Origin of the sequence: Streptomyces sp. NPDC038707, assembly GCF_040636485.1 — a bacterium.
Lineage (GTDB): Bacteria > Actinomycetota > Actinomycetes > Streptomycetales > Streptomycetaceae > Streptomyces.
In genome coordinates this window covers 96,400-116,380 of the sequence record NZ_JBEZUP010000014.1, presented here as the reverse complement: position 1 = coordinate 116,380, position 19,981 = coordinate 96,400, and the positions used below count along the sequence as shown (strand labels likewise).

Below are 19,981 nucleotides of genomic sequence, written 5' to 3'. Positions count from 1 at the left end.
CTCCCAGGGAGGTCGGTCATGCCCATCGCGACGGTGAACCCGGCGAACGGCGAGACGCTCAAGACGTACGAGCCCATGGACGAGGACGAGCTGGAACGCCGGCTGGAACTGGCCGAGGCCACGTTCCGCACCTACCGGACGACCTCGTTCGCCGAGCGCGCCCGGCTGCTGCACCGGGCCGCCGATCTGCTCGACGAGGACCAGCCGGAGATCGGCCGGGTCGTCACCACGGAGATGGGCAAGCCCGTCCGGCAGGCCCGCGCGGAGGCGGCGAAGTGCGCGAAGGCGATGCGCTGGTACGCCGAGCACGCCGAACGGCTGCTGGCCGACGAGGAACCCGCCGAGGAGGACGTGCGCGACTCGGGCGCCTCCCGGGTGCGGGTGCGCTACCGCCCGCTCGGCCCGGTGCTCGCCGTGATGCCGTGGAACTTCCCGCTGTGGCAGGTGGTCCGGTTCGCGGCGCCCGCCCTGATGGCGGGCAACGTGGGCCTGCTCAAGCACGCCTCCAACGTGCCGCAGACGGCCCTGTACCTGGAGGACCTGTTCCACCGGGCGGGTTTCCCCGCGGGCTGCTTCCAGACGCTGCTGATCGGCTCCGGCGCGGTGGACGACATCCTGCGCGACGAGCGGGTCAGGGCGGCCACCCTGACCGGCAGCGAACCGGCGGGCCGGGCGGTCGCCTCCACCGCCGGGGAGATGATCAAGAAGACGGTGCTGGAGCTGGGCGGCAGCGACCCGTACGTCGTGATGCCCTCCGCCGACCTCGACCGCGCGGCCGAGGTCGCGGTGACCGCGCGGGTGCAGAACAACGGGCAGTCCTGCATCGCCGCCAAGCGGTTCATCGTGCACAGCGACGTGTACGACGCGTTCGCCGAGAGGTTCGTCGCGGGCATGCGGGCCCTGAAGACCGGCGACCCGCTGGCGGAGGACACCGAGGTCGGGCCGCTCGCCAGCGAGCGGGGCCGGGCCGACCTGGAGGAACTGGTCGACGACGCCCGGCGCGGCGGGGCGACGGTGCTGTGCGGCGGCGAACGGCCGGACGGGCCCGGCTGGTACTACCCGCCGACCGTACTGTCCGGCATCCGGCGGGAGATGCGCATCCACCGCGAGGAGGCGTTCGGACCGGTCGCCACGCTGTACCGGGCGGACGACCTGGACGAGGCCGTGCTCATCGCCAACGACTCGCCGTTCGGCCTGAGTTCGAACGTGTGGACGCGCGACGAGAACGAGGTCGAGCGGTTCGCCCGGGACCTGGAGGCCGGTTCGGTGTACGTGAACGGGATGACCGCCTCCCATCCGGCGTTCCCGTTCGGCGGGGTGAAGCGCTCGGGGTACGGGCGTGAGCTGTCCGGGCACGGAATCCGGGAGTTCTGCAACATCACCACGGTTTGGCAGGGTGCGTGAGGGCCGCGCGGCTACCATCCCGTTCTGTGAACCGCGAAGTGACCCTGCCTCTGATCGTCGACGACCGCGGGGCCTTGCAGGTCTCCGCGGCCGACGTGAGTAAGTTGTTGCGGACCGTGGGCGCGCGGTGGCTGCATCTGGTCGAGGCGGGTGAGCAGGGGCTCGACGAGGACACCGTGGCCGCGCTGACCATCGAGCTGGCCAAGCTGGCGGACCGGATCGACGTCGCGTGCATCGCGCACAGCAGCGGGGCGCAGTAGGCCGGACCGACCAGCCGTCCCCCGCACAGGCCGTACCCGCCGCCCCGCCGGATTCCCCGGGCCGCAGGCGGTCCGGCCGTCCCGCCACGGCCCATCGGGTGCCCGGCCCCGGCGATCCGGCGGTGCCCGCCCTCCCGCACGGCGCACCCGCCCGGCCCCCGGTCACCGGCAGTCCAGCCGCCCCCGCCAGGCCCGCCGCCCCCGCGGCCACCGACGCCCGGACGTAACGCCCGGCCTGCCGTTTTCCCTCGTCCAGCCGCATGAATCGCCCCGCGGGCCGGACCCCCGGGTCCCCGGTTCGGAGTAATCCAACGGGAGATCATCGCCCTCCCGGGTGACGGTGGGTGGAGCGCCCACAGAGGCGAACCCACCTTCTGACCGGCGGGCGAAGGCCCCCGGAACGCGGAAAGCAGGGACGGTTCATGGCGACCTTGTGCAAGCCCTCGGTGTCGGTCCCGGAGTACGTGATCACGATGGAGGAGACGCTGGAGCTGGCGCGCTCCCGCCACGCCGACCACCCACAACTGCCACTGGCCCTCAGGCTGATCGAGAACACCGGCGTGAAGACGCGGCACATCGTCCAGCCCATCGAGGAGACCCTGAAACACCCGGGCTTCGAGGAGCGCAACAAGCTCTACGAGGCGGAGGCGAAGGCCCGGGTCCCCGCGGTGATCCAGCGCGCGCTGGACGACGCGGAACTGCTCACCAGCGACATCGACGTGATCATCTACGTGTCGTGCACGGGCTTCATGATGCCCTCGCTCACGGCGTGGCTGATCAACGAGATGGACTTCGACAGCACCACCCGCCAGCTCCCCATCGCCCAGCTGGGCTGCGCGGCCGGCGGTGCGGCGATCAACCGGGCGCACGACTTCTGCTCGGCCTACCCGCACGCCAACGCCCTCATCGTGGCCTGCGAGTTCTGCTCGCTGTGCTACCAGCCCACCGACCTCGGCGTCGGCTCGCTGCTCTCCAACGGGCTGTTCGGCGACGGCATCGCCGCCGCGGTGGTCCGCGGGCGCGGCGGCCGGGGAGTCAGGCTGGAGCGCAACGGCTCCTATCTGATCCCGAAGACCGAGGACTGGATCGCCTACGACGTGCGCGCGACCGGCTTCCACTTCCTGCTGGACAAGCGGGTGCCGACGACCATGGAGCCGCTCGCCCCGGCCCTTCGGGACCTGGCCGGCACACACGGCTGGGACGCGTCCGACCTGGACTTCTACATCATCCACGCGGGCGGTCCGCGCATACTCGACGACCTCAGCACCTTCCTGGAGGTCGACCCGCACGCGTTCCGGTTCAGCCGGGCGACGCTCACCGAGTACGGCAACATCGCCAGCGCCGTCGTCCTGGACGCGCTGCGCCGGCTGTTCGACGAGGGCGGCGCCGAGGACCGGGCGCGCGGGCTGCTCGCCGGGTTCGGGCCCGGAATCACCGCCGAGATGACGGTCGGCCGCTGGGCCGACGGGAACGGAGCCGGGCGGTGACCGCGACGGCGCTCCCCGAGACCCTGCCCCCGGTGCGGCACTGGCCGGCGCTCGACCTGCCGGGGACCGAGTTCGACCCGGTGCTGGCCGATCTGATGGCGGAGGGCCCGGTCACCCGGGTCCGGCTGCCGCACGGCGAGGGCTGGGCCTGGCTGGTCACCCGGTACGAGGACGTGCGCAGGGTGGCGGGCGACCCCCGCTTCAGCCGTGCGGCGGTCCGGGCCAAGCAGGTCACCCGGCTGGCCCCGCACTTCATCCCGGAACCGGGCGCGGTCGGCTTCCTCGATCCGCCGGAACACACCCGGCTGCGCCGCTCGGTGGCCGCCGCGTTCACCGCCAAGGGCGTGGAGCGGGTCCGGGAGACGGCGCGCGCCCTGCTGGCGGAGCTGGTCGACGAGCTGCTGCGCGGCGGCCCGCCCGCGGACCTGACCAGCGCGGTGCTCGGGCCGTTCCCGATCGCGGTGATCTGCGAGCTGATGGGCGTCCCGGCCGGCGACCGGCACGCCCTGCACACCTGGACCGAGCTGATCCTCTCCTCCTCGCACGGCAAGCGGGTCAGCGAGCGGGCGAAGCGGGAGATGGCGGCGTACTTCGCCGAGCTGATCGGGCGGCACGAGGACGGTACCGGCGAGGACGTCGCCTCCCTGCTGGGCGCCGCAGTGCGCCGCCGGGAGATCACGCTGGACCAGGCCGTCGGCCTCGCCGTGCTCCTGCAGATCGGCGGCGAGGCGGTCACCAGCAACAGCGGGCAACTCTTCTACCTGCTGCTGACCCGCCCGGACCTGCTGGAACGGCTCCGCGCGGAGCCCTGGACCCGGCCCCGGGCGATCGACGAACTCCTGCGCTACATCCCGCACCGCAACGCGGTCGGGCTGTCCCGCGTCGCCCTGGAGGACGTGGACATCGGCGGGGTGCGCATCCGCGCGGGCGACGCGGTCTACGTGTCCTACCTGGCCGCCAACCGCGACCCCGAGGTCTTCCCCGACCCCGGCGCCCTCGACTTCTCCCGCAGCCCCAACCCGCACGCGGCCTTCGGCTTCGGCCCGCACTACTGTCCCGGCGGCATCCTGGCCCGGATGGAGGAGGAGCTGCTGACGGACGCCCTGCTGGACCGGGTACCGGGCCTCAGACTGGCCGTGCCGCCGGAGCAAGTGCCCTTCAGGAAGGGCGCGTTGATCCGTGGGCCCGAGGCCCTTCCGGTGACGTGGTGAGCCGCCCATGACCGAGACCGAGGGACTGTACGTACCACCGGGGCACGGCCGTGTCGTCGAGACCCCGGCGCAGCGGGTGACGTTCAAGGTCACCGGCACCCATTCACGGATGGCCTCCACCTTCGAGGTGGAGGTGCCGCCCGGCTTCGACGTGGGCGCCCATGTGCACACGCGCAGCGAGGAGTTGTTCTACGTCCTCGAAGGCGAGCTGGACGTCCTGGCCTTCGAGCCGCGCATCCGTACCCCCGACAACTGGCAGAAGTGGCAGTCGCGTTCGGGCAACCGGGTGGTGCGCGCCACGCCGGGCACGGTCATCGTCGTACCGCCGGGCTGCCCGCACGCCTTCGCCAACCCGACGGACACCCCGGCGAAGGTGTTCTTCCAGGCCTCTCCCCCGCCGGACCACGAACGCTACTTCGAGGAACTCCTCGAGATCCTGGCCGGCGGGGGCCCGCCGGACCAGGAGGCGATCGAGGCGTTGCGGGCGAAGTACGACATCGAGCAGCTGACGCCGCTGAAGCACCGGTGAGCGGGCGGAGCCGTACACGGTGTGCGGCTCCGCCCGGGGGCTAGCGGATCGGCATCCCCGACAGCGTCCGGGCGATGACCAGCCGCTGGATCTCGCTCGTCCCCTCGAAGATGGTGTAGATCGCGGCGTCCCGGTGCATCCGCTCCACCGGGTACTCCCGGGTGTAGCCGTTGCCGCCCAGGATCTGGACGGCCTGCGCGGTGACCTTCTTCGCGGTCTCGCTCGCGTACAGCTTGGACATGGACCCCTCGGCCGCGGTGAACGGCTTGCCGTTGACGGCCATCCAGGAGGCCCGCCACACCAGCAGCCGCGCCGCGTCGATCCGCGTGCGCATGTCCGCGAGCTGGAAGGCCACGCCCTGGTTGTCGATGATCGGCCGCCCGAACTGCTCACGGGTCTTCGCGTAGTCGAGGGCGACCTCGTAGGCGGCCCGGGCGGTGCCGACGGCCATGGCGCCGACGGCCGGCCGGGACGCCTCGAACGTGGCCATCGCCGCGTTCTTGACGCGCTCGCCGCCCGCCGCCTTCGCCTTCTCCCGGGCCCGTGCCAGCCGCTCGTCCAGCTTCTCCTTGCCGCCGAGCAGGCAGGAGCCGGGCACCCGGACGTCGTCCAGGACGACCTCGGCGGTGTGCGAGGCGCGGATGCCGTGCTTCTTGAACTTCTGTCCCTGGGTGAGGCCGGGGGTGCCGGGCGGGACGATGAAGGAGGCGTGGCCCTTGGAGCCCAGCTCCGGGTCGACGACGGCGACGACCACGTGCACATTGGCGATGCCGCCGTTGGTCGCCCAGGTCTTCGTGCCGTTGATCACCCACTCGTCCTTGGCCTCGTCGTAGACGGCGCGGGTGCGCATGGAGGCCACGTCGGAGCCGGCGTCGGGTTCGGAGGAGCAGAACGCGGCGACCTTGACGTCGTTCTGGTCGCCGTACATCTGCGGGATCCAGGTGCCGATCTGCTCGTCGGTGCCGTTGGCGAGGACGCCGACGGCGGCGAGTCCGGTGCCCACGATGGACAGGGCGATGCCCGCGTCGCCCCAGAACAGCTCCTCCATCGTCATCGGGATGCCGAGGCCGGTGGGGTCGAAGTACTGCTGCGCGTAGAAATCGAGGGAGTAGATGCCGACCTTCGCGGCCTCCTGGATGACGGGCCAGGGCGTCTCCTCGCGCTCGTCCCACTCGGCCGCCGCCGGGCGGATCACGTCCGCGGCGAAGCCATGGAGCCAGTCCCGGACTTCCTTCTGCTCGTCGTTCAGCTCCATGGTGAACTCGGCCATGTCCCCTCCAGCGGCGGTGCGATGTTACTAACGGTAACGAGAGTCTGTTACCGGCCGGTAGGATTGTCAACCGCCGAGGCCGCTCGGCCTCCCGTTCGATGCCAGGGGCGCCGTCAGTGTTAGTTTGCGCAGGCGTCACCGAATCAGGCACGGGTGGGGAGAGCACATGGACACCACACAGCGGACCGACCAGCAGCGGTCCGCCGACCGCCGACGGCGCGAGCTGCTGGAGGCCGCCGACCGGGTGGTGCTGCGCGACGGCCCGCAGGCGTCGATGAACGCGATCGCGGCGGAAGCGGGGATCACCAAACCGATCCTGTACCGGCACTTCGGCGACAAGGGCGGGCTCTACGCGGCCCTGGCCAAGCGGCACACCGACGCCCTGCTGGCCTCCCTGCGGGCGGCGCTGGACGCGCCGGCCGGCCGGCGCGAGCGGGTCGAGTCCACCCTGGACACCTACCTCGCCGCCATCGAGGCGCGGCCCCAGGTGTACCGGTTCCTGATGCACCCGGCCGAGGGCAGCGCCGGCGGGGAGCACGGCTTCGACACCGGCAAGCACTCCGTGCCGCTGCTGCGGCGGATGGGCGAGGAACTGGCCCAGGTCATCGAGGAGCGGGTGGACCTCGGACCGGAGAGCCGGCAACTGGCCCGGGTGTGGGGCCACGGGATCGTCGGCATGATGCACGCGGCCGGGGACTGGTGGCTGGGGGAACGTCCCTGCTCCCGGGCCGACCTGGTGCGCTCCCTCGCCGACCTGCTGTGGGGACGGCTGGCCGCCGCCGGGGACCGGCTGGGCGGCCCCGGGTTCTGACACCCGGCCCCGCTCTAGCGGCCCGTACCGCTCCCCCGGTGCCAGGAGGCGCGGGAGACCTGACGCATCAGCCTGCGGTGGCGCCATCCCGTCAGACGGTCGGCGTAGATCTCGCCCGCCAGGTGGTCGTACTCGTGCTGCAGGCACCGGGCGAAGAAGCCGGTTCCGTGCACGGTGACGGGCTCCCCGGTCACCGTCCGGCCCTCGAGCACCGCGTGGTCGTAGCGCTCGGTGCCCGCTTCCAGACCCGGCAGCGAGAGACAGCCCTCCGGTCCCCGGACCACCACACCGTCCGCCTCCACCAGCCGTGGGTTCACCACATGGCCCAGGTGGCGCACGTCCTCGTCGTCGGGGCAGTCGTAGACGAACACCCGCAAGGGCACGCCCACTTGATTCGCCGCCAGCCCGACCCCGCCGGCCGCGTACATCGTGGCGAACAGGTCCTCCACGAGGGCCGCGAGGGAGGGGCCGAAGTCGGTGACGTCCCGGCAGGGCTCGCGCAGCGCCGCGTCGCCGAGCAGGGTGAGGGGCCGGACGCGCCCGCGGGCGCCCGGAATGGAACCGTGTCGCATGGCGGCAAGGGTACGGTTCCTTCAGCTCATGCCCGCCGCGCGAAGGCGTGGGCCGGAATTCGGGTGTGTGAACGGATCTCGATAGGCTGAGGGTCCCACCACGCTGCCGGATGGCCCCAGGCGCGGCGCGTACGCAAGGAGGATCGAGAACTGATGGCAGGCAACTCGGACCCGCTCTCGCCGCGGGCCAAGCTGGCCGTGACCGCGGGCAAGGCGGTCGCTGCGGCATCGCGCGCCGCGGGGCGCGGCAGCGGGTCGGTGATCGGTGGCCGGGTCGCGCTGAAACTCGACCCCGACCTGCTCGGACGGCTCGCCCAGAACCTGGACGTCGTCCTGGTGTCGGCGACCAACGGCAAGACCACCACCACCCGGCTGATCGCCGAGGCGCTGCGCGCCGCGGGCCCGGTCGTGTCGAACGCGCTCGGCGCCAACATGCCGGCCGGCATCACCTCCGCCCTCGCGGGCGGTTCGGACGCCAAGTTCGGCGTCATCGAGGTCGACGAGAAGTACCTGGCCGGTGTGGCCCGGGACACCGACCCCAAGTGCATCGCCCTGCTGAACCTCTCCCGGGACCAGCTGGACCGCGCGGCCGAGACCCGGATGCTCGCCGAGAACTGGCGCGAGGGCCTGGCCGGCTCCAAGGCGGTCGTCGTCGCCAACTGCGACGACCCGCTGGTGGTGTGGGCCGCGTCCTCCTCGCCGAACGTGGTCTGGGTGGCGGCCGGCCAGATGTGGAAGGACGACGCCTGGTCGTGCCCGTCGTGCGGCGGTGTGATGCAGCGCCCCGGCGACGACTGGTTCTGCGGCGAGTGCGGCTTCCGCCGGCCCACCCCGACCTGGGCGCTGTCCGGCGACCACGTGCTGGACCCGCACGGGTCCGCCTGGCCCATCCACCTCCAGCTGCCGGGCCGCGCCAACAAGGCCAACGCCGCGTCCTCCGCGGCCGTCGCCGCGGTCTTCGGGGTGCCGCCGCAGGTCGCCCTGGAGCGGATGTACCAGGTGCAGGCGGTGGCCGGCCGGTACGACGTGGTGCAGTTCCAGAACCGGGACCTCAGGCTGCTGCTGGCCAAGAACCCGGCCGGCTGGCTGGAGACGTTCTCCCTGATCGACCCGCCGCCGGCGCCGGTGATCCTGTCGGTGAACGCGCGCGGGGCCGACGGCACCGACACCTCCTGGCTGTGGGACGTCGACTACACCCGGCTGACCGGCCACCCGATCTTCGTCATCGGCGACCGGAAGCTGGACCTCGCCGTCCGCCTGGAGGTCGCGAACCAGCACTTCCAGGTCTGCGACAACCTCGACCAGGCCGTGCAGATGTGCCCGCCGGGCCGGATCGAGGTCATCGCGAACTACACCGCGTTCCAGGACCTGCGCCGCCGCGTCGGCAACTGATCTTCGAAGGGGCGACCAACCTCATGAGCGACAACCAACTGCGGCTGGTGTGGATCTACCCGGACCTGCTGAGCACCTACGGCGACCAGGGCAACGCCCTCGTCGTGGAGCGCCGGGCCCGGCAGCGCGGCCTGGACGTGGCCCGGCTCGACGTGCGCAGCGACCAGCCGATCCCGACCTCCGGTGACATCTATCTCATCGGCGGCGGCGAGGACCGTCCGCAGCGGCTCGCGGCCGAGCGGCTGCGCCGGGACGGGCATCTGCACCGCGCGGTGGAGAACGGCGCGATCGTGTTCTCGGTGTGTGCGGGCTACCAGATCCTGGGGCACGAGTTCATCAACGACCTCGGCCAGCGCGAGCCGGGTCTCGGCCTGCTCGACGTGGTGTCGGTGCGCGGCGAGGGCGAGCGGTGCGTCGGCGACGTCCTCGCGGACATCGACCCGCAGCTCGGGCTGCCCCAGCTGACCGGCTTCGAGAACCACCAGGGCGTCACCCACCTCGGCCCCACCGCCCGCCCGTTCGCCCGGGTGACGATCGGCAAGGGCAACGGCACCGGCGACGGCACGGAGGGCGCGTACAACGGGACCGTCTTCGGCACGTACATGCACGGGCCGGTCCTCGCCCGCAACCCGCTGATCGCCGACCTGCTGCTGAAGCTGGCGCTCGACGTCAACGCGCTGCCGCCGATCGACGACCGCTGGTACGACGCGCTGCGCAACGAGCGCATCGCGGCGGCCCAGCAGCCCGCGTGACCGGCTGCGGCTCGCGTCGCACCCGTCCCTTCGCCGGGATGTCAGCGTGGTCCGGCAGGCTCCCGGCGTGCCCGCCTGACGGCTCGTCCGCTCACATGTGCGGGCGCGTCCAGCAGGCGGACGCCCGCTGTGGAGTCACCCCCGCACGCCGGTAGGGTGACCGGGAATCCGCCGGACAACGTGGTCCGGTCACCCGGCCCACGTTGAGAAGGTAATTCGGGCTATGCGCATTGGTGTCCTCACGTCCGGCGGCGACTGCCCCGGTCTGAATGCCGTCATCCGGTCCGTCGTGCACCGTGCCGTCGTCGACCACGGCGACGAGGTCATCGGTTTCCGGGACGGCTGGAAAGGCCTCCTGGAGTGCGACTACCGCAAGCTCGACCTGGACGCCGTGGCCGGCATCCTGGCCCGCGGCGGCACCATCCTCGGCTCCTCCCGGGTCCGTCCGGAGCACCTGCGGGACGGGGTGGAGCGGGCCCGGGGCCATGTCGCGGAGCTGGGCCTGGACGCGATCATCCCGATCGGCGGCGAGGGCACCCTGAAGGCGGCCCGGCTGCTCTCGGACAACGGGCTGCCCATCGTCGGCGTGCCCAAGACCATCGACAACGACATCGCGGTCACCGACGTCACCTTCGGCTTCGACACCGCGGTGACCGTGGCGACCGAGGCCCTGGACCGGCTGAAGACCACCGCCGAGTCCCACCAGCGGGTGCTCATCGTGGAGGTCATGGGCCGGCACACCGGCTGGATCGCGCTGCACTCCGGCATGGCCGCCGGTGCCCACGCCGTCGTCGTGCCCGAGCGGCCCTTCGACATCGAGGAGCTGACGCGGAAGGTCGGCGAGCGGTTCGCGGCGGGCAAGCGGTTCGCCATCGTGGTCGCCGCGGAGGGTGCCAAACCGCGCCCCGGCACCATGGACTTCGACGAGGGCGGCAAGGACGTCTACGGCCACGAGCGCTTCGCGGGCATCGCCCGGCAGCTGTCGGTCGAGCTGGAGCAGCGGCTCGGCAAGGAGGCCCGGCCGGTGATCCTCGGGCATGTGCAGCGGGGCGGGACGCCCACGGCGTACGACAGGGTGCTGGCCACGCGGTTCGGCTGGCACGCGGTGGAGGCGGTGCACCGGGGCGAGTTCGGCGCGATGACCGCGCTGCGCGGGACCGACATCGTCATGGTGCCGTTGGCCGAGGCCGTGGAGACGCTGAAGACGGTTCCCGCGGAGCGGTACGCCGAGGCGGAGTGCGTTCTGTAGCCGGCGGGCGTCTTTTCGTTCAGGGGAGAACAATCCGCCCCCGGTCGCGGCCGCGACCGGGGGCGGTTCTAGTCTTGGGGCGGACAACTCGCACAACCCCCACGAAACAGGAGCCGGCGGATGGATCACAGCGGGCACGGCATGACCATGGATCTGCCGCCGTTCACGCTGGGGCGGGGGCTTCAGTGGTCGGCGGAGCCGTTCTTCCTCGTCGCCTGCGTGGCCGGACTCGCTCTGTACGGATGGGGTGTCGTGCGGCTGCGGCGGCGCGGGGACGCCTGGCCGGTGAGCCGTACCGTCTCCTATGCCGTCGGGGTGCTCACCATCGCGCTGGTGATGTGCACCAAGCTGAACGACTACGGCATGGTCATGTTCAGCGTGCACATGGTGCAGCACATGGTGATCAGCATGCTGTCGCCGATCCTGATCCTGCTCGGCGCCCCGGTGACGCTGGCGCTGCGCGCGCTGCCGGCCGCCGGGAAGGGCCGCAAGGGCCCGCGCGAACTGCTGCTGATGCTGCTGCACAGCCGGTACATGCGGGTCATCACGCACCCGGCGTTCACCATCCCGCTGTTCATCGCCAGCCTCTACGCCCTGTACTTCACCCCGCTGTTCGACTTCCTGATGGGCTCGATGGCCGGGCACATCGCGATGATGGTGCACTTCCTCGCGGTCGGCGTGGTGTTCTTCTGGCCCATCATCGGCGTGGACCCCGGTCCGCACCGGCCGGGTCATCTGATGCGGATGCTGGAGCTGTTCGCGGGCATGCCGTTCCACGCGTTCTTCGGTATCGCGCTGATGATGGCGTCGTCCCCGATGGTGGACACCTTCGAGCACCCGCCGGCCTCGCTGGGCATCGACGCGCTGTCCGACCAGAGCGCGGCGGGCGGCATCGCCTGGGCGTTCAGCGAGGTCCCGTCGGTGCTGGTGCTGATCGCGCTGCTGTTCCAGTGGTACCGCTCCGAGCAGCGGCAGGCCAAGCGCCAGGACCGGGCCGCCGACCGGGACGGTGACAAGGAGCTGGAGGCGTACAACGCCTATCTGGCCTCGCTGAGCGCCCGCAAGGGCTGAGCCGGAGTGTCCCGCGCGGGCCGGAGCCGACGGGCTCCGGCCCGTCGGCGTATCCCGCTCGGGCCGGAACCGGGGCACCATGGGTCGGGGACGGACCACGAGGAGGGTGTCGCGATGCGCGGTTCCATGAACGGCTCCACGAACGGTTCCACCAAGGCGATGGGGGCGCTCACGGCCGGCGCGCTGGTCCTCGTGACCGCGTACACGGTCGCGCTCGGCAGCAACGGCTGGCTGTGGTTCGGCTGGGTGGTGCTGGGGCTGCTGACCCTGGCCGTGGTCGTCACCCGGTCCTGAGCGACGGCGCGCGGGCGCTGGCTACAGTGCCCGCATGAACAGCAGGACACCGGCGTTCGACGAGCTGGACCGCCGGATCATCACCGCCCTCATGGCGAACGCCCGCACGAGTTTCGCCGAGATCGGCGCGGACGTCGGTCTGTCCGCCACGGCGGTCAAGCGGCGGGTGGACCGGCTGCGGGAGACCGGGGTGATCACCGGGTTCACGGCGACGGTCAGACCGGCCGCGCTGGGCTGGCGCACGGAGGCGTACGTCGAGGTGTACTGCGAGGGCGCGGCCCCGCCCCGGCGGCTGGCGGAGGTGGTCCGCAACCATCCGGAGATCGCGGCGGCCATGACGGTGACCGGCGGCGCCGACGCGCTGCTGCATGTGCGGGCCCGGGACGTGGAGCACTTCGAGGAGGTGCTGGAGCGGATCCGCGCCGAGCCGTTCATCCGCAAGACGATCAGCGTGATGGTGCTGTCGCACCTGCTGCCGGAGAGCCCGGAGGCGGGCGCCACCCACGCGGCACCGGAGTGACCGAACGGCGGGGCGCGCGCTTGCTTCGTGCGTGCGCCCCCGTGAGAACGCAGCGATGCTGCGCAGTTGCGCAGCCTTTCGCGCTTGTCGTCCGTCTTCCTCCCTTTCTACCGTGGTGTCACCCCTCAGTGACACACAGGAAAGCGGAGGGAACCCTCTGTGACCGCACGTCGTGTGCCGCGTCCCCGGCGTTTTCTCGTCTGCGAACCCAGACACTTCGCCGTCCAGTACGCGATCAACCCCTGGATGCGTCCCGGCCGGCCCGTCGACGTGGGCCTGGCCCGCCGGCAGTGGCGGTCGCTGGTCCGCGCCTACGAGGATCACGACCACACCGTCGACCGCGTCGAGCCGGTCGCCGGCCTGCCGGACATGGTGTTCGCCGCCAACGCGGCCTGCGTGGTCGGCGGCCGGGTCTTCGGCTCCCTCTTCCACGCCCCCGAGCGGCGCCCCGAGTCGGACCACTACGACACCTGGTTCAAGGCGGCCGGCTACGACGTGTACCGGCCCGAGTCGGTGGCCGAGGGCGAGGGCGACCTGGTGTGGACGGGCCGGTACGTGCTCGCCGGCACCGGGTTCCGCACCACCCCCGGGGCGCACCGGGAGGCGCAGGAGTTCCTGGGCCGGCCGGTGATCGGCCTGCGGCTGGTGGATCCGTACTTCTACCACCTGGACACGGCGCTGTTCGTGCTCGACGACGAGAACGTCTGCTACTACCCGGAGGCGTTCTCGCCGGGCAGCCGGGAGGTGCTCCAGCGGCTGTACCCGGACGCGGTGCTCGCCACCCGCGAGGACGCGCTGGCGTTCGGCCTGAACTCCGTGTCCGACGGCCGGCACGTCTTCATCGCCCCGCAGGCCGGGGCGCTGGCCGGCCGTCTGGCCGGCCACGGCTACGTCCCCGTCCCCGTCGACCTGTCCGAGCTGCACAAGGCCGGCGGCGGCATCAAGTGCTGCACCCAGGAGATCCGCTGATGACCGCACCCGCGCGCCCCCGTACGTCCGACGAGCTGATCCGGGCGGAGGAGCCGGTGCTCGCGCACAACTACCACCCGCTGCCCGTGGTCGTGGCCCGGGCCGAGGGCAGCTGGGTGGAGGACGTCGAGGGCAACCGCTACCTCGACATGCTGGCCGGTTACTCGGCCCTCAACTTCGGCCACCGGCACCCGGCGCTGATCGAGGCCGCCCACCGCCAGCTCGACCGGCTCACCCTGACCTCCCGCGCCTTCCACAACGACCGGCTGGCCGGGTTCGCCGAGCGGCTCGCGGCGCTGACCGGGCTGGACATGGTGCTGCCGATGAACACGGGCGCGGAGGCGGTGGAGAGCGCCATCAAGGTGGCCCGCAAGTGGGCGTACGAGGTGAAGGGCGTCCCTGACGGCCGGGCGACGATCGTGGTGGCGGCGGAGAACTTCCACGGCCGTACGACCACGATCGTCGGCTTCTCCACGGACGAGACGGCCCGCGCCGGCTTCGGCCCGTTCACGCCCGGCTTCAAGGTCGTGCCGTACAACGACCCGGCCGCGCTGGAGGCGGCGGTCGACGACACCACGGCGGCCGTGCTGATCGAACCGATCCAGGGCGAGGCGGGCGTGATCGTCCCGGACGACGGCTATCTCAGGGGGGTGCGCGAGCTGACCCGCCGCAGGGGCTGTCTGTTCGTCGCCGACGAGATCCAGTCGGGCCTCGGCCGCACCGGCCGTACCCTCGCCGTCGAGCACGAGGACGTGGTGCCGGACGTGCTGCTGCTCGGCAAGGCGCTGGGCGGCGGCATCGTACCGGTGTCGGCGGTGGTGGCCCGGCGGGAGGTGCTGGGGGTGCTGCGTCCGGGTGAGCACGGGTCGACGTTCGGCGGCAATCCGCTGGCCGCTGCGGTCGGCACGGCCGTGGTGGAGCTGCTGGAGACGGGTGAGTTCCAGCGCCGGGCGGCCGAGCTGGGGGTGCTCCTGCGGGACGGCCTGACGGAGCTGATCGGCAGGGGCGTGACCGGGTTCCGGGCGCGGGGGCTGTGGGCCGGGGTGGACGTCGATCCGGCGCTCGGCACCGGCCGGGAGATCAGTGAGCGGCTGATGCGCGAGGGCGTCCTGGTCAAGGACACCCACGGCGCCACGATCCGGCTGGCGCCGCCGCTGACCATCACGGCGGAGGAGCTGCGGTCGGCGCTGGGCGCGCTGGAGAAGGTGCTGGCCCGATAGAGGGGCGGGCGGGGGCCGGTGACGCGACCGGCCCCCGCCTCCCGTCACTTCGCGCCGAGGAGCCGCTTCATCTCCTTGATCTCGGCGTCCTGCGCGGTGATGATCGCGTCCGCCATGGCCTTGGCGTCGCTGGAGCGGCCCTTCCGCTTCTCGGTGGTGGCCATCTCGACGGCGCCCTGGTGGTGCTCGACCATCAGGGACAGGAACCGGTTGTCGAAGTCCCTGCCGGTGGCCTTCTTCAGGGTGGCCATGTCGGCGTCGCTCATCATCCCGGACATCCCGGTGTGACCGGAGTGGTCCATGCCGGCCATCGGGGCCTGTTCGCCCCAGGTCTTCAGCCAGCCGGTCAGGGTGCGGATCTCCGGGCCCTGTGCCTTCTCGATGCGCGCGGCGAGGTCCTTCACCCGCGTCGAGGAGGCCCGGTCGGCGGCGAGTTCCGCCATCTCCAGGGCCTGCTGGTGGTGCGGGATCATGCCCTGGGCGAAGGCGACGTCCTGGGCGTTGTGCGCGCCGGCCGGCGCGCTCGGCGTGGCGGAGCCGGCGGAGGCGCCGTGCCCGGTGTGCCCGGTGTGGCCGGTGCCGCCGTCGCCGTTGTCGTCGCTGTTGCCGCCGCAGGCGGCGAGGACGAGCGCGGAGGTCACGGCGGCCGTGGCGAGGGCGGCACGGCGCGTCAGGGTACGGGTGATCATGGGGGCAACTCCTGCTGTTCCGGGGGGATTTCGGGCACGCGTGGGCACGGCCGCGGGTCCCGCGGGTGGCGGGACGGGTGCGGCCGGGGCGGCCTCTAGATCCGCAGGAGCTGGAGTTCGGACAGGTCGGGCGGGGCGCGGGCGCCGTCCGGGGCGGTGGCCCACGCGGCGGGCCGGCAGGGGGCCGGTGCCGGTCCGGTCACCGGGTCGGGGGCCGGCGCGGGCAGGCGCGGTCCGCCGTCCAGGGCGCCCGAGGCGCAGCTGGGGTCGGCGTGGTGCAGCCGGTGGCCGCCGCAGTGGCCGTCGCCGCCCGCGCAGTCGTCGACGGCGCCGAGCGCGGCCGCCACGGTCGCGGTGTGAGCGTGCTCCGCGTGCCCGGCGGCGCCGCCGGGCGCCAGGGCGTGCATGCCCAGCAGACCGGTCAGCAGCGCCAGCACGGACAGCGCGCGGTACCGCCTGAGCGGTCGCCGCGGGTGCTGTCCGGTGGTGCGCATGGGGTCATCGTACGGGGGCGCACGACGGCGCCGTGCCGAGGCCCGCCGACGCGCCCGCGCGCCCCAGGTTCGGTTCGGCGGTGTGCGGGCAACCGGGCGGTGTACGACGCGTGACGCGGTACTGGCCGCCGGTGACCGGGCACCGGATGATGACCGGGGGCGCCCGGCCGTCCGGCCCGTGTGCCGCACCGCCGCCGGTCCGCCGCCGGCCTGACGGAGTGAGGCGAGCCGTGTTCTACAACCTCCTCAAGTACGTGCTGCTGGGCCCGTTGCTCAGACTGGCCTTCCGGCCCCGGGTCGAGGGGCTGGAGCAGGTGCCGGCGTCCGGTCCGGCGATCATCGCGGGCAATCATCTGTCGTTCGCGGACCACTTTCTGATGCCGGCGGTGCTGAAACGCCGCGTCACCTTCCTCGCCAAGGCCGAGTACTTCACCGGTCCGGGGCTGAAGGGCCGGCTCACCGCGTTCTTCTTCCGCAGCGCCGGGCAGATCCCGGTGGACCGTTCCGGGAAGGAGGCGGGGCGGGCGGCGATCCGCGAGGGCCTCGGGGTGCTGCGCCGGGGCGAGTTGCTCGGCATCTATCCGGAGGGCACGCGGTCGCACGACGGCAGGCTGTACAAGGGCAAGGTCGGGGTCGCCGTGCTGGCGCTGACGGCGGGGGTGCCGGTGGTGCCCTGCGCCATGATCGGCACGTTCGAGGCCCAGCCGCCCGGGCGGACCGTACCGAGGATCCGCCCGGTGACCATCCGCTTCGGCGAGCCCCTGGACTTCTCCCGCTACGCCGGTCTGGAGCGCGAGAAGACGGTGCTGCGCGCGGTCACCGACGAGATCGTCCACGCGATCCTCACCCTGTCCGGACAGGAGTACGTCGACGAGTACGCGGCCGACGTCAAGGAGCGCCGGTCCGCGCGGCAGCGCGGCTTGCGCCGCACCCCGCTCGGCTGACCTCTGCCGACGGCAGAAGACCGGTGCCTGTTGCGGTCGGGGGGCCTAGGCTCAGCGGATGAGGAGAGCGGTGGTGATCGGGGCGACCGGGCAGATCGGCCGTCCGGTGGTGGACGCGCTGGCCCGGGACGGCTGGGCGGTGACGGCGGCCTCGCGCGGCGGGGGCCGGGACGCGGGCTGGGACGAGGGGGTGCGCACGGCCCGGCTGGACCGCGCCGACGGCGACGCCCTGGCCGCGCTGGTGGGCGACGGCTGCGAGCTGCTGGTCGACGTGGTCGCCTATGACGCCGCGCACGCCCGGCAGTTGTCGTCGCTCGCGGACCGGATCGGCTCGGCGGTGGTGATCTCCAGCGTGTCCGTGTACGAGGACGGCGCCGGGCGTGGTTTCGACACCCAGGGCGAGCCGGACGGCTTCCCGGTCTACCCGGTGCCGGTCCCCGAGACCCAGCCGACGGTCGCGCCGGGCGAGGCCACCTACAGCACCGGCAAGGCCGCTCTGGAACGGGAACTCCTCGGCGGCGACGGGACATTGCCGGTCACCGTGTTGCGCCCGGGCGCGGTGCACGGGCCGTACAGCCCGCTGCCGCGCGAGCTGTACTTCGTCAAGCGGAACCTGGACGGCCGGAAGCGGCGGGTGCTGGCGTACCGGGGCCGGAGCCGGTTCCATCCGTCGAGCACGCGGAACATCGCGGAGCTGGTGCGGCTGGCGGCGGCCCGGCCGGGTTCGCGGGTGCTCAACGCCTGTGATCCGCAGGCGCCGACGGCGGCCGGCATCGGTGCCGCGGTCGACGCGGTGATGGGGGCGGAGACCGAGACGGTGTATCTGGACGGCCCGCCGGAGGGCTCGGTGGGCCGCACGCCGTGGTCGGTGCCGCATCCGCTGGTGTGCGACATGTCCGCCGCGGAGCGGGAGTTGGGGTACCGGCCGGTGGTGTCGTACGCGCGGAGCCTGCCGGAGACGGTGGAGTGGCTGGCCGAGACGGTGCGCGGGCGGGACTGGCGGGTGGCGTTCCCGCTGCTCGCGCGGGCGTATCCGGATCTGTTCGACTACGCGGCGGAGGACGCCTGGCACGCGGCATGACCGAGGGGCGGCCGGAAGGTACGGCCGCCCCTGGGTGGTGTGGTGGTTCGGTTACGGCTTGGGCGTGGCGTGCGGGGCGCAGGTCACGTCCTCGGCGTCGAGCGCGCCCTTGAGGAGGTAGGCGTCGACGCGCTGGTTGACGCACGGGTTGACCAGACCGGTCACGCCGTGGGAGCCCGCGTCCTTCTCGGTGATCAGACGGGAGCCCTTGAAGCGCTTGTGCAGCTCGGCGGCGCCGTCGTACGGGGTGGCCGCGTCCCGGGTGGACTGCACGATCAGTACCTTCGGCAGGCCCGCGTGGGTCTTCACCTCGACCGGGGTGTGCTGCTTGGCGCCCCACGTGGCGCACGGCAGGTTCATCCAGGCGTTGGACCAGGTCAGGAAGGGGTAGTTCTGGTTGAGCCGGGTGTTGTCCCGGTTCCACTTCTGCCAGCTGGTGGGCCACTTGGCGTCGGCGCACTCCACGGCCGTGTAGACGGCGTTGGAGTTCTCGGAGGCGATGTTGCCCGCGGTGTCCGACAGGTCGGGGGCGGCGGCGTCGACCAGCGCCTGGGTGTCACCGGCGACGTACTTGCTGAAGACCGTGGCGACCGGCACCCACGAGGAGTCGTAGTACGGCGCGCTCTGGAAGAACGAGATCAGCTCGGCCGGGCCGACGACCCCGCCGATCGGGTGCTTCTTCGCGGTGGCGCGCAGCTGGAGCCACTTGGCCTGGACGGCGGCGCGGGTGGTGCCGAGGTGGAAGGCCGCGTCGTTGGCGGCGACCCAGTCCTGCCAGTCCTTCCAGCGGCCCTCGAAGGCGATGTCCTGGTCCAGGTTGGCCTGGTACCAGATCTTCTCGCGGGAGGGGTTGACCACGCTGTCCACGATCATGCGGCGCACGTGGCCCGGGAAGAGGGTGCCGTAGACGGCGCCGAGGTAGGTGCCGTAGGAGACGCCCAGGTAGTTGAGCTTCTTCTCGCCCAGCGCGGCGCGGATGACGTCCAGGTCGCGGGCGGTGTTGGGGGTGGTCATGTGCGGCAGCATCGCGCCGCTGCGCTCGGCGCAGCCCTCGGCGTACGCGCGGGCCAGCTTGCGTTGCGCGGTCTTGTCGGCCTCGCTGTCCGGCACCGGGTCCTTCTTGGGCGCCTTGACGAACTCCTGGGGGTCGACGCAGGAGATGGGCGCGGAGTGGCCGACGCCGCGCGGGTCGAAGCCGACGAAGTCGTAGGCCTTGGCGACGTTCGCCCAGGTGGGGTTGTTGGTGGTGACCCGGCGCGGGAAGCGCAGGCCGGAGCCGCCGGGGCCGCCGGGGTTGTAGACGAGCGCGCCCTGGCGCTCCTTCTTGGTGCCGGTGTTGCCGATGCGGTCCACGGCGAGCTTGATCTGCTTGCCATTGGGGTGGGCGTAGTCGAGCGGCACGCTGACCCAGCCGCACTGGATGGGCTTCTCCAGCCCCCAGTCGGCCGGGCAGTCCTGCCACTTGATGCCCGCCTTCGCGGCCCGGGCGGCGGCTGTCTCGGCGCCCTTGGCCTCCCGGTCCTGCGCGGGCCGGGAGGCGGCCCCGGCCACGGGCGCCGACACGGCGCCGGCGATCAGGGTGGCGGTGACGAGTACTCCGGCGGAACCTAGCGCCAGCAGGCGGCTTTTCGGTCTGGCTTCCCTCACGTGGGCCCCTCCCCCTACCTCGATGCGAGTGGTCAGACGGGGATCCTCTCGGCTGCGGGGGCGCGGGGGACAGGGTTTGCCGGGCATCTTTACCAATCCGATAACCGGATGATCA

Annotated in this window: 21 protein-coding genes; 16 read left to right on the top strand and 5 right to left on the bottom strand. The window is 72.3% G+C overall.

The features are described 5' to 3' along the window. Nucleotides 1-18: 18 nt before the first annotated feature. From AB0E62_RS20800 to AB0E62_RS20780, 5 genes are all read left to right on the top strand, one after another. Nucleotides 19-1,404, top strand: a complete 1,386-nt coding sequence (locus tag AB0E62_RS20800; RefSeq protein ID WP_362195520.1) for an NADP-dependent succinic semialdehyde dehydrogenase — start codon at nt 19-21, stop codon at nt 1,402-1,404. A gap of 26 nt (nt 1,405-1,430) precedes the next feature. After that, on the top strand, nt 1,431-1,664 hold the full coding sequence (locus AB0E62_RS20795) for a DUF6213 family protein (RefSeq protein ID WP_362195517.1): 234 nt from the start codon (nt 1,431-1,433) through the stop codon (nt 1,662-1,664). Nucleotides 1,665-2,086: 422 nt separating this feature from the next. Beyond that, nucleotides 2,087-3,151 (top strand): type III polyketide synthase, encoded by a 1,065-nt coding sequence (locus tag AB0E62_RS20790; RefSeq protein ID WP_362195514.1) that lies wholly within the window; start codon nt 2,087-2,089, stop codon nt 3,149-3,151. Next, nucleotides 3,148-4,362: a cytochrome P450 gene (locus AB0E62_RS20785; protein ID WP_362195511.1), complete on the top strand. Its 1,215-nt coding sequence runs from the start codon at nt 3,148-3,150 to the stop codon at nt 4,360-4,362. Before AB0E62_RS20790 ends, AB0E62_RS20785 begins: the two co-directional genes overlap by 4 nt. A gap of 7 nt (nt 4,363-4,369) precedes the next feature. Then, a complete protein-coding gene (locus AB0E62_RS20780) occupies nt 4,370-4,891 on the top strand; it encodes a cupin domain-containing protein (protein WP_362195508.1) in 522 nt (173 codons plus the stop codon). 40 nt (nt 4,892-4,931) lie between these two features. Here AB0E62_RS20780 and AB0E62_RS20775 read toward each other — a convergent pair whose 3' ends face one another. Next, on the bottom strand, nt 4,932-6,161 hold the full coding sequence (locus AB0E62_RS20775; RefSeq protein WP_362195505.1) for an acyl-CoA dehydrogenase family protein: 1,230 nt from the start codon (nt 6,159-6,161) through the stop codon (nt 4,932-4,934). Between the two features lie 166 nt (nt 6,162-6,327). On the opposite strand from AB0E62_RS20775, the gene AB0E62_RS20770 reads away from it, so the two are divergent. Continuing rightward, nucleotides 6,328-6,972, top strand: coding sequence for a TetR family transcriptional regulator (locus AB0E62_RS20770; RefSeq protein WP_362195502.1), 645 nt, complete (start codon nt 6,328-6,330; stop codon nt 6,970-6,972). Nucleotides 6,973-6,986: 14 nt separating this feature from the next. On the opposite strand, the gene def is transcribed toward AB0E62_RS20770, so the two are convergent. Then, complete coding sequence (def, locus tag AB0E62_RS20765; protein WP_362195499.1) at nt 6,987-7,544, bottom strand: peptide deformylase; 558 nt, start codon at nt 7,542-7,544, stop codon at nt 6,987-6,989. A 153-nt stretch (nt 7,545-7,697) separates the two neighbouring features. Between def and AB0E62_RS20760 the strand changes: the two genes are divergently transcribed. The 8 genes from AB0E62_RS20760 (at nt 7,698) to rocD (ending at nt 15,011) form a co-directional block, all read left to right on the top strand. Then, the gene (locus tag AB0E62_RS20760) at nt 7,698-8,936 is read left to right on the top strand and encodes a MurT ligase domain-containing protein (protein WP_030775201.1); all 1,239 of its coding nucleotides are present in this window, start codon (nt 7,698-7,700) and stop codon (nt 8,934-8,936) included. Nucleotides 8,937-8,959: 23 nt separating this feature from the next. Next, on the top strand, nt 8,960-9,688 hold the full coding sequence (locus AB0E62_RS20755) for a glutamine amidotransferase (RefSeq protein WP_362195496.1): 729 nt from the start codon (nt 8,960-8,962) through the stop codon (nt 9,686-9,688). A 223-nt stretch (nt 9,689-9,911) separates the two neighbouring features. Further along, on the top strand, nt 9,912-10,937 hold the full coding sequence (locus tag AB0E62_RS20750; RefSeq protein ID WP_362195493.1) for a 6-phosphofructokinase: 1,026 nt from the start codon (nt 9,912-9,914) through the stop codon (nt 10,935-10,937). A 120-nt stretch (nt 10,938-11,057) separates the two neighbouring features. Further along, entirely contained in the window at nt 11,058-12,008 is a 951-nt protein-coding gene (locus tag AB0E62_RS20745; RefSeq protein ID WP_362195490.1) for a cytochrome c oxidase assembly protein, read from the top strand. A gap of 114 nt (nt 12,009-12,122) precedes the next feature. Further along, entirely contained in the window at nt 12,123-12,302 is a 180-nt protein-coding gene (locus tag AB0E62_RS20740) for a hypothetical protein (protein WP_362195802.1), read from the top strand. Between the two features lie 34 nt (nt 12,303-12,336). Then, entirely contained in the window at nt 12,337-12,822 is a 486-nt protein-coding gene (locus tag AB0E62_RS20735) for an Lrp/AsnC family transcriptional regulator (RefSeq protein ID WP_362195487.1), read from the top strand. Nucleotides 12,823-12,981: 159 nt separating this feature from the next. Continuing rightward, nucleotides 12,982-13,791, top strand: coding sequence for a dimethylargininase (gene ddaH / locus AB0E62_RS20730; RefSeq protein WP_362195484.1), 810 nt, complete (start codon nt 12,982-12,984; stop codon nt 13,789-13,791). After that, on the top strand, nt 13,791-15,011 hold the full coding sequence (gene rocD, locus AB0E62_RS20725; RefSeq protein WP_362195481.1) for an ornithine--oxo-acid transaminase: 1,221 nt from the start codon (nt 13,791-13,793) through the stop codon (nt 15,009-15,011). The genes ddaH and rocD overlap by 1 nt, the downstream gene beginning before the upstream one ends. Before the next feature lie 44 nt (nt 15,012-15,055). On the opposite strand, the gene AB0E62_RS20720 is transcribed toward rocD, so the two are convergent. Together AB0E62_RS20720 and AB0E62_RS20715 are read right to left on the bottom strand one after the other, a co-directional pair. After that, nucleotides 15,056-15,700 (bottom strand): DUF305 domain-containing protein, encoded by a 645-nt coding sequence (locus AB0E62_RS20720; RefSeq protein ID WP_362195478.1) that lies wholly within the window; start codon nt 15,698-15,700, stop codon nt 15,056-15,058. Nucleotides 15,701-15,795: 95 nt separating this feature from the next. After that, complete coding sequence (locus AB0E62_RS20715; RefSeq protein WP_362195475.1) at nt 15,796-16,194, bottom strand: DUF6153 family protein; 399 nt, start codon at nt 16,192-16,194, stop codon at nt 15,796-15,798. Between the two features lie 230 nt (nt 16,195-16,424). On the opposite strand from AB0E62_RS20715, the gene AB0E62_RS20710 reads away from it, so the two are divergent. Beyond that, nucleotides 16,425-17,138: a lysophospholipid acyltransferase family protein gene (locus tag AB0E62_RS20710; protein WP_362195472.1), complete on the top strand. Its 714-nt coding sequence runs from the start codon at nt 16,425-16,427 to the stop codon at nt 17,136-17,138. Between the two features lie 58 nt (nt 17,139-17,196). Further along, nucleotides 17,197-18,219: an NAD-dependent epimerase/dehydratase family protein gene (locus AB0E62_RS20705; RefSeq protein ID WP_362195468.1), complete on the top strand. Its 1,023-nt coding sequence runs from the start codon at nt 17,197-17,199 to the stop codon at nt 18,217-18,219. A 51-nt stretch (nt 18,220-18,270) separates the two neighbouring features. On the opposite strand, the gene AB0E62_RS20700 is transcribed toward AB0E62_RS20705, so the two are convergent. Then, nucleotides 18,271-19,866, bottom strand: a complete 1,596-nt coding sequence (locus tag AB0E62_RS20700; protein ID WP_362195465.1) for an alpha/beta hydrolase — start codon at nt 19,864-19,866, stop codon at nt 18,271-18,273. Nucleotides 19,867-19,981: the final 115 nt, after the last annotated feature.

Excerpts from the sequence above, each read along its gene's own strand:
- AB0E62_RS20735 (WP_362195487.1), top strand. The coding sequence starts at position 12,337 with ATGAACAGCAGGACACCGGCGTTCGACGAGCTGGACCGCCGGATCATC.
- AB0E62_RS20775 (WP_362195505.1), bottom strand. The coding sequence starts at position 6,161 with ATGGCCGAGTTCACCATGGAGCTGAACGACGAGCAGAAGGAAGTCCGG.
- AB0E62_RS20745 (WP_362195490.1), top strand. The coding sequence starts at position 11,058 with ATGGATCACAGCGGGCACGGCATGACCATGGATCTGCCGCCGTTCACG.
- AB0E62_RS20715 (WP_362195475.1), bottom strand. The coding sequence starts at position 16,194 with ATGCGCACCACCGGACAGCACCCGCGGCGACCGCTCAGGCGGTACCGC.
- AB0E62_RS20770 (WP_362195502.1), top strand. The coding sequence starts at position 6,328 with ATGGACACCACACAGCGGACCGACCAGCAGCGGTCCGCCGACCGCCGA.
- rocD (WP_362195481.1), top strand. The coding sequence starts at position 13,791 with ATGACCGCACCCGCGCGCCCCCGTACGTCCGACGAGCTGATCCGGGCG.
- AB0E62_RS20780 (WP_362195508.1), top strand. The coding sequence starts at position 4,370 with ATGACCGAGACCGAGGGACTGTACGTACCACCGGGGCACGGCCGTGTC.
- def (WP_362195499.1), bottom strand. The coding sequence starts at position 7,544 with ATGCGACACGGTTCCATTCCGGGCGCCCGCGGGCGCGTCCGGCCCCTC.
- AB0E62_RS20720 (WP_362195478.1), bottom strand. The coding sequence starts at position 15,700 with ATGATCACCCGTACCCTGACGCGCCGTGCCGCCCTCGCCACGGCCGCC.
- AB0E62_RS20760 (WP_030775201.1), top strand. The coding sequence starts at position 7,698 with ATGGCAGGCAACTCGGACCCGCTCTCGCCGCGGGCCAAGCTGGCCGTG.
- AB0E62_RS20790 (WP_362195514.1), top strand. The coding sequence starts at position 2,087 with ATGGCGACCTTGTGCAAGCCCTCGGTGTCGGTCCCGGAGTACGTGATC.
- AB0E62_RS20740 (WP_362195802.1), top strand. The coding sequence starts at position 12,123 with ATGCGCGGTTCCATGAACGGCTCCACGAACGGTTCCACCAAGGCGATG.
- AB0E62_RS20750 (WP_362195493.1), top strand. The coding sequence starts at position 9,912 with ATGCGCATTGGTGTCCTCACGTCCGGCGGCGACTGCCCCGGTCTGAAT.
- AB0E62_RS20800 (WP_362195520.1), top strand. The coding sequence starts at position 19 with ATGCCCATCGCGACGGTGAACCCGGCGAACGGCGAGACGCTCAAGACG.
- AB0E62_RS20755 (WP_362195496.1), top strand. The coding sequence starts at position 8,960 with ATGAGCGACAACCAACTGCGGCTGGTGTGGATCTACCCGGACCTGCTG.
- AB0E62_RS20705 (WP_362195468.1), top strand. The coding sequence starts at position 17,197 with ATGAGGAGAGCGGTGGTGATCGGGGCGACCGGGCAGATCGGCCGTCCG.